Source organism: Vibrio sp. 1F263 (assembly GCF_041439035.1).
Taxonomy (GTDB): domain Bacteria; phylum Pseudomonadota; class Gammaproteobacteria; order Enterobacterales; family Vibrionaceae; genus Vibrio; species Vibrio tasmaniensis_A.
This window is the reverse complement of the sequence record NZ_JBGONI010000074.1, coordinates 1-8,740: the sequence shown is the minus strand read 5'-3', so window position 1 is coordinate 8,740 and position 8,740 is coordinate 1. Positions and strand designations below refer to the sequence as shown.

Here is an 8,740-nt window from a genome sequence, read left to right as displayed (position 1 = left end):
CCTACGACAGCTCACAAACCACCAGTCGCGGCAACATCAGCGCCAACACGCAAAGCATGCTGCAAGAGAGTGTGGCGAATGCCCGCAATCAAACGCAGCAAAACCTTGCTCAAACTAGCACCCAACTGGCTCAAACCCTCCAAGGAGGCGCGGCGCTGAGCGACCGCTGGCATGATAGTGTGGGTAAAAACCTGGCTTACGGTGAAGGCAGCACCAGTGGCTTTAACACTCAAGTCAGTGAAGGCATGAATGACATGCAAACGGCGGTTGACAGCGTGATTCAACAAACGGGTTGGACGAAAGACCAATCACAATCTTATTTGCAAAGTGTCTATGGCGGCTTCGAGGGCGGCGTAGGCACAGGCAAAGGGGCATCGCCATTCAGTTTAGGCGCCAATGGCGGCGTGAAATGGTCTGATGATGAACGTACGGCTTACAGCAAGATGAATGCCGAGCAAAAGCAACAGCTTGAGCAAGCCACGCAGCAATACACCGAAGGGGCCAATGCCGTGACCAGTGCCGGCACGCAGGTGGACAACAAAGATACTCGAACGTCGGTTGAGCAGTTTGCGCATGATTTTGCGATTAACGCCAGCAACACCAAGTCTCTTGGTGCAAGTGCATTACAAAGCCAATCAGACTTGAGCGCACTCTCGAATACTCAAACCCGCCTAGACTCTGGCAGTGCCAGCTTTACAGCCAACGCGATTCAAGGCTTCCAGAATTACTTGGAAACGACAGCTAAATTAGACCAACCAGACGTCCAACGTCTAATGACCGCGTACCAACCGGAAGATATTGCTGATGCTAAAAAGTCTTGGCAAGAATACACACGCACTGAAGAGTTCACCACCATGGCGGGACTCGATGGTGACACGGCGAAGATTGTGGCAACAATGGAGAAAGCGCATGAAACCACCACCCCAACCCAACAACCAGAACTGACACCCGAGCAAAACAACACGATGGAGAAAGGATGGGCTAGTACCGTCGATACCGTGGCACACACCCGCACCGAGATGCTGCATACCAAGGGAACGGGCGGACTCTTTAATCAAGCGCGCTTTGATGGGGTAACTGATGATGTAAAACTTCAGCAAGAGGAAGCGCAGAAGCCCATCATCAAACCTGACCCGATGATTGAACTGACAGTCAAGTCGCAGGTAGAAAAGGAGATCACTAGACCCGAAAGGACGGAATACGTCACCTCCGACCAAGCCTATCCTGCGGTGCCAAGATACACACAAAACTCGAAAGAATAATACTTAACTAGGTGCATAAAAAAGAACTTTATGCACCGCCTAAATACTGGTATTATGATCAGGTATCTAAAGGGAGAATGACCATGAAAACAGTCTTACCATTGCTACTGCTTACTTGTGCGAGCGTGCAAGCTCAACCCCACTCTCCTGAGCTCACTCAACTGCTGAGCGAGATACACGAGCAGTACGAACTCGCAATAATAAATAAAAGACCATATTCCCAAAACCTGCCGGACATCACCAAACTGCCCTACTTCTTGCAGCACATTGACGAGACGGACACCGTGGAGTCCATACGCTTAAACGCCTACCTACAAGGTTTGCATACGGCGTATTTTAAAAATGCTACGAATCAAAAACGCCTAGGTGGTGGAAGCTGGTTCTGTATGCGCGACACCATGGCACTCGACCCAAGGCGTCACCCTGAGTTTATTGTAGATCTCATCTGGAAGGTGTTAGATAAAACGGCAAAAATCGATCCAGAAGGTTTTAGACAAGGAAATTATGCAGCAGCTTTTAGTGTAGACACGGCAACTGTCATTAACTACGGCTTACAAACCGAATACCCTTGCTACAGCCCTATCCCTAAATCGTTACAATTTAACGGCTGGAAATATTAATCTCGGCACAGGATATCCATCGAGAGTGAATGTTATTTCAGGTATAAGGCCAGTACGAGAGAGTAGGAACGGGTTAAATGTCTTTATTCTAGATTAGGTATTCGTTGGCCGCTGCTTGGGCGCGAAAACGTTCCTTTAACCCCTTATATATCCCAAGAAAGTATTACGTTCCTGTTTCCATGAGTAGCAAGCAATAAAGTATCCTCTTAAAATGGCAGCGATCGCATCGGTACGCTGCTATTTGTTCTAATGAATCATTAGAGTAGTAGCTCTAGCTCATTTCTGCCCCATTATAAGGTAGACCTTTTACTCATTCACACCTTGTTAATGTGTGTTTCCCCTAATAAAAGTTATCTGACATTAGCAGTTGTCAAAGTTATACGACACAAAAGACATCATCGTGTTGCTTTTTGGCTTGGTATATCGTTTCTATCATTACTCAAGTGATGTAATACTCTCAACTTTAAAATGATAGTGATGTGCGTGACTTTAATCACAAATTTGAGTGCGAGATAAACCTATAGAAAAGTGAAAAACACATGCGATAAAGCCAATTGATTTGCTAGTCTAGTTACATTGATTGGCCTTCATGTCTTTAAAGTCGATTATTCAATCGTAGTGACCATTCATTTCCACATTACCTATTCAAATCGCCCAGAGATAAAATAATAGGCTCTAAATAATCACTGGGCCCACCATGAATCAAGAGCCACCAAGAGATATTCTTAAGCCTACTTCAAAACCCTGCTCTCGAATTGGTTGGGTAGTGGAAGTTCATCCAGAAAAGAATCGAGTCAAAGTAGATTTTGAGCATAACCCATTTTCTCAACCTCTCTGGGCGTCAATAGGCCGTGCTTTTACTCAGTCAGAAATTTTTATGGCCATCGATAATAAACTCGATTGCCGAATCTCTTTTCTATCCGAAGATCTTACCATTCCAACATTGGTTGATATCTATATTTCTTTGCTTGAAGAGCAAGAGCTTGTTGTTAAAGCAAAGAGGATAACCCTTGATGCAGAGGAAGAAGTGCTTATTGGCTCTGGGACGACACAAACCAAATATAGTGGAACGGATGGCCGTATCACTACAACAGCCAAGCATCTTAGTAGTAGCGCTGAAAAAATTCATAAGATCCAGGGCGCTAAGGTAAAACTCAACTAATCCACTTAATCTAAGTAGGACATATTAATGGCAGTTACAATAAGTGCAAATGGACTCAGTGTTGTCCATAAAGGCTCGGGAGGAGAGGCGAATGCTACCCTGCCTGATGTGTGCCTTACTACAGTCGGTAAACCTGTTGTACCAATCCCTTATGGAAATAACGCGAAGTCGGCAGATTTAGTGGAAGGCACTACGACAGTCACAGCAGATGGCGGAAACAGTATTGCTTTAAAGGGCAGTAAGTTTGCCAAGAGCACAGGCGATGCGGGCGGGGACAAGAAAGGCGTAGCATCGGGTACGATAGAGGCCGAGGCCGAGTTCATTTCCGCATCACCGAGTGTCATCATCGAAGGGAAAGGCGTGGCTAGGTTGTCAGACCAAATGACAATGAACAAGGGCAACACCATGTGCCTAGGTGGGGTTCAAAACCCTGCTGTCACGGTCACTGAAGATGAAGACGGCACTTACACTGTCTACATCAAGGCTCGATACCCGGATGGTGTACTTCTTAAGAACGCAGATTTTGACATTACCGATGTCTCTGGTGGTGCTCTGTCTCCTGGTCACTTTGATAACTCTGGCAAAAGCAAAGTATCAAGCTTAAAGCCGGGTCAAATCAAAATTCTGGTTAAAGAAAGTACGGATGAGTTTATTGCTACCCCGGTTCGTTTAACCAACCCACACTACCTACCCGATTACAATGATGATGACTTCTTTGATAGGTCTGCTCAGGGACAGCAAACCTTCTGGCACCCGAATCGTATTGCCCCGCCAGTAGAAGGCTGGGGAACCATGGGACCTAGCCTCACCGCTGACCGATATTTTGCCGATATTGTGGAAGCAGAAACGAAAGCCCACTTCGAGTTTAGACACCCTGATTTTCATTTCAGCGTATTGTCAGAATCGCTAATCGCGGGAATTGATAGTCTCTCTGATACGAGTTTTGATAGTGTACTGGCGAACGGGTTACCAATGGTGATGGAAGAAGGGGAAATTTTCTCCGTCTTATTTCGTTTACCCAAGCATGAAACCGCAGACCGTATGCTGGCTTACATGCGAGCTCGTGGTAAAGGTAATCCTCAGGTTTTCATCAATAACTACCCTTGGGATAAGGCTAAGAATATACTCAACTCTGAACTAGAGAGTCTACTTAGTAAGATAAAAGGGCGTGTGGAATCTCTTAAGTCCGAAGCTAGTCGGTTGAATTATGATTACTTGTCGTCTGATATCTATAAAAAGCATGTGAGTACCATTGATACCTATGCTAAAAAATTGTCCGATAACCTCAGCCAAGCTTTCAAGCGTATGGAAAATAAAGCTAGTCAACTTATGGATGATGTGTCAGATGTCTCGGTCATTCAAGCGCCTGATCATGTTTACTCTGCCGAAGCAGGGACTATCGAAGTAGTCGTGAATGCGATACCGAAAATAGAGTTAGAGGAGCAGAAGTGGATTAAGATCCGTGCCGTTCACGATGACCTGTGGGGAACGCCTGTTTACGCTAAAAACCTCAAAGTGATAGCCAATGGCTCCGTTCCCCATAAAGACAAATTGGATCTCAATCCATTGCCGCAAAGAAGTACGGCCTCAGAAACTATGGATCTGGCGTTAGAGACCCAGAAGACAGAGGGAGGTGTAGTGGTGGTCGATGATCTCAAGCCCAACACAGACTCTGTCACTATCGAGTATGAAGGTGAACCAGGCATTGAAGATAAGATTGTAAAACAACAGGAAGCTATCGAGACTTATTTGGACGGCCTTTTAAACACAGTCGCGAAAGATATGACAGGTTTCCAGAAACAATGGAACGAAGAAGGTGTACTTTGTTTGGGTGATGGTGTGCTTGAAGGGGCTAAAGCTTGGGGTGCTGATGTGGTGGAACTTTTCTCTCCCGAAGTCTGGGGCGAGATGGGCCATACCTTAGCAGATGCCACCACCGATGGTTTTGATAAGCTCTATATTTACGCCAATCAAAAATACAATGCATTGGAAAAGTACACCGCCGATGCGATGAAAGGAACGGAAGTTCAGTTAGCTCAAAGTGATTTACCAAGCTGGGTAAAACAGGCGGCTTATATTTCCAGTATGGCGCCTAACTTGCTTATTGCGGCCAGTGTGGATGCGTACGAGAACATTGATGAGGCCATTGATGATGTGCAGCTTTGGTGGAATGAAGGCTCAGACGATATGGCGCGCAAGATTAAGTGTATTGCAAGACACAGAGAAGCGATTTGGAATTTGCCTACGCTCTTTACCAACAACGATGTTAAAGGCGTAGAAAAGTTCGTTGACACTGTTGTGATGGAGTTTGACCCTGAATGGGCAATGGAAATCAAGGAGAGTGAGTTTTTCCCTAAGGCCTTGGCGTTGATTAATGATGACAACAGCATCTTGCCTTTCTTTACATACTTGAACCTGATTATTGAAGCTGTCCCACCTAACTTCTATTTCTACCACGTGGGTAAAGCAGCTGCGTATATTGCCATTGAAGTGGTGTTAACCATAGTGATTGGTTTGCTAACTGGGCCAGCAGGGGCAGCCGCCAGAATTGCGACGGTTACAGCGAAATTTACCATGGGCGTTAAAAAGGTTGGTGCAGCCTCTCATGCCGCACAAGCACTAGAAACCTTTACCAGCACCGTCGATGGTTTAGTCGACATCTTGCCAGATTACGACAAGTTAGCGGGCCATTTGGCATTGCGCCGTAAGTCCGCCATAGCAGACAAACGGGTTAATAGTACCGCTCAAGTGGAAGAGCAACATGAGCCTAGAAAGGGTAAATGTCGACTGTGTAAGAGTGAAGAACATAAAACGCCTCGGTTGTACCGGGGTGAAATCGAATATGTATAGGATAAGTTATCTATGGGCACACTGATGAGTCAAGAGGCGGCAGAATCGGATTTCGTCGATGGTATGATTGAGAAAAAAGGCTATCGTAAGCGCTGGGTAAACAACGTAAAAAAATTATCTGAGCACCCTTATAATAATGGTATCCATATGGATACCCATCATATTATTTCGGCAGAAGCAGTAAAACACAGTGAGCTGGGTGAAAACCTAGTCAACAAAGGCTACGACATCAACCAGTTATCGAATTTGGTCGGCTTTCCTGCTACTTTGCCGGGTGCATGTCAACTCCATTGCCAATTACACCGCGGCGATCATATCTTTAGCCGACCTAGGGAAGAACCTTATCATCGTTACGTTTCTGGAGAGTTGAGAGATCCAGAGATAAGAAAAAAGATTAAAGACTGCTATGGAAAGACTAAGAAAACAGAAACCGAGTCAGAGATACATAAGCTGCTCGACCCGATTAGTCGTAAAGTGCTAAAGAAAATCAACAAAATTGAAAGAGGGCAATTTTTTTCATTACCGTTGACCAAAATTTCCCAATACTTTATTCCAGGAGGACCCGGCTGCGCCTGCCAATTCGATATTATCAACGCACAAACCAATCCTGATAACTATTGCAACAGTGACCGGCTTCACTATCAACTGGGCGAAAGAGATGGCAAAGACAAGCGCTATCAAACCAGTAGTTCCCCATGGAACACCAAAACGATCACGTACCAAAACACCAGATGGATACCCAAGGTAGGACAATGAGCCAATACAACGACCAATACTATATTGTTTTCGAAAATTATGATGAAAATACTTTGTACCTAAAGCCTCAAAAGCATTCAGCCATGAGGGATTACGAATACACCAAGCTAAGTGGTGATGAGCCAATGCTTTTTGAAAACTGCTATCGTGATGAAGATTTGGTTCGAGGGGTTTCTAGGCCAATTAAAAAGGCTCACTTAGACTCAACCTACCCAGTATTTTCTGATGAAATTAAACAATCTCTTGGTAATATAGACAATGCATGTTGTCAGGTTTACCCCAGCGTGATCGTAGATGATCATGACAAATATCATGAGGGCTATTGGGTGTTTAATGTATTTGAGAAAATGGATGTTTTGAATCTAGAAAAGTGTCAGATTGATGATTATGACCCGGAAGATACTAGACACACAATTGAGCAGTACTATTTGGATGATAACAAGTTGTCTGCGATGCCAGAGAAAGAACGCTTGGTCTTTATGCCAAAATTCAGCGATTACCCTCATATTATTGTTCATGAGAAAGTAGTAAAAGCGTTCAAGAAACAAAACGTGGATACGCTTAACTTTGTAAAAGTCTCTGATTGGGTAATGGGCCTCCAGTTTGTAGAGTCTTAATGGACCAGTGGGCTGCTGAAGGCATTGGGGAAATCTGCATTTATAGCTTAAAACTAGGTATTCAAGAACAATAACTTTATTTGCTGTTTCTGAATATATGTAAACTCCCCAAATAGTACAATTTGATCTGCTTCAGCGATACTGGACAATCACGTAAACAAATTTGCCATACTTTTAATAATTCATGCTTCGCTAAATTAGCAATCTTGCTAAATCGTTTTTGTCCAAAAGCTTCTCAGGTTGAATTTTCAGCCGTGGCACTTTCTAACTCGAAAGTGCCCCGTTATTTGGTAGACCTTTTACTCATTCACATCCTGTTCATGGGGGTTTGCCCTACTAGAAGTTATCCATTCTTCTAATACTGTTCGTCGTGAATCCCCGTGTTGTATCACGGGGGTAAATTCGACCTAAGTATCACCACTCACTAAACCCTGCTCTAGTTGCAAGCTTGCGCGCTAGTTTTATTCGATACTTCTTACCTCAATCTGTTACATGTATTTAAGTCGAGAGTTCTCTAATATTTTCCAATTTCATTACAGTTACTTTTAGATTACTTTTTCCTTATAATATACTTGATGAAAAAATCAGAGATAGGAACAGATAATATGATTGAGATTAATATTGGTGACACCGTTTTTAACATTAAAGATCACAACGAATACAAAGTTGTAGATATAGAAGGTGATTTAGTCAATTGTCAGCTAAGTAGTTATGTTATTTCAGGTTCAGTATGCTGGATAAATAAAAAGGATTTACGTTTCATTCCTCCAGTCGATGTTGCAGTAGGCGTTGCTATTGAGAATGAAGACTATGACTGGACACCTCCTTTATAAAGGTCGTATTTGTTCATGCACTAAAATCATTTAGAACATCTAACATCCGCAGTTAATGTCGGGGTTAAAATTAGGAATAAGATGCAAGATATCTGGTTGGTAATTATTAAATGGAATTGGAGCGGGATCGTCCAAGCTGCCTCAGGGGTAATCACTGCTGTTATAGCTTGCTTTGCGCTCTCATCTTGGAAAATTCAACAGAAATCAGCAAAAGTAAACGCTTTGTTTGATGAGTTAATTTCGGAAGTCAATGAGTTTATTCGTCATGCAACCGTACCTGCACAGTTTGTGAAATTGAGTCACATTCGGTTTGAATCACACAAGGGTTATATTGGTCTAGATAATTCACTTCCTCACCCAGAGGTTATTTATGTAATAAATGAATTTGGAGATGGTTTGTCAAGGCAAATAATTGAAGCTCTTGAACCTAGTGGTCAAAATGCTAGCCGTATAAAGTCGCTGTTGATTCGCCTTCAGCTTCATCAACCACTCAATTTTGAAGATTGCATGAACGCGTGCAACTTCATTGTTTGGCAACATCATAGAATGCAGGCATTTGCTATTACATTGGGTAGTTCTAACATGGGTCATGACTCCAATCCGTTGATTAATAGTAAAACTCTCGTTCGATAAAGGTGCC

Annotated in this window: 7 protein-coding genes and 1 pseudogene; all 8 read left to right on the top strand. The window is 43.6% G+C overall.

The annotated features are described in order from the left end of the window. A pseudogene (locus tag ACED25_RS22570) lies at positions 1-1,262 on the top strand (conjugal transfer protein TraG); the annotation flags it as partial. Between the two features lie 83 nt (positions 1,263-1,345). After that, positions 1,346-1,882: a hypothetical protein gene (locus ACED25_RS22565; RefSeq protein ID WP_371696174.1), complete on the top strand. Its 537-nt coding sequence runs from the start codon at positions 1,346-1,348 to the stop codon at positions 1,880-1,882. A gap of 697 nt (positions 1,883-2,579) precedes the next feature. Next, a complete protein-coding gene (locus ACED25_RS22560; protein ID WP_017097876.1) occupies positions 2,580-3,044 on the top strand; it encodes a hypothetical protein in 465 nt (154 codons plus the stop codon). Between the two features lie 27 nt (positions 3,045-3,071). Further along, positions 3,072-5,894, top strand: coding sequence for a PAAR-like domain-containing protein (locus ACED25_RS22555; RefSeq protein ID WP_371696171.1), 2,823 nt, complete (start codon positions 3,072-3,074; stop codon positions 5,892-5,894). A 12-nt stretch (positions 5,895-5,906) separates the two neighbouring features. Next, positions 5,907-6,650: an AHH domain-containing protein gene (locus ACED25_RS22550; RefSeq protein ID WP_017097878.1), complete on the top strand. Its 744-nt coding sequence runs from the start codon at positions 5,907-5,909 to the stop codon at positions 6,648-6,650. Further along, positions 6,647-7,267 carry an imm11 family protein gene (locus ACED25_RS22545; RefSeq protein ID WP_017097879.1) on the top strand — a complete coding sequence of 207 codons (621 nt, stop codon included), beginning with the start codon at positions 6,647-6,649 and terminating at the stop codon, positions 7,265-7,267. Before ACED25_RS22550 ends, ACED25_RS22545 begins: the two co-directional genes overlap by 4 nt. Before the next feature lie 605 nt (positions 7,268-7,872). Next, a complete protein-coding gene (locus ACED25_RS22540) occupies positions 7,873-8,100 on the top strand; it encodes a hypothetical protein (protein ID WP_371696169.1) in 228 nt (75 codons plus the stop codon). A gap of 81 nt (positions 8,101-8,181) precedes the next feature. Next, positions 8,182-8,733: a hypothetical protein gene (locus tag ACED25_RS22535; RefSeq protein WP_371696167.1), complete on the top strand. Its 552-nt coding sequence runs from the start codon at positions 8,182-8,184 to the stop codon at positions 8,731-8,733. Positions 8,734-8,740: the final 7 nt, after the last annotated feature.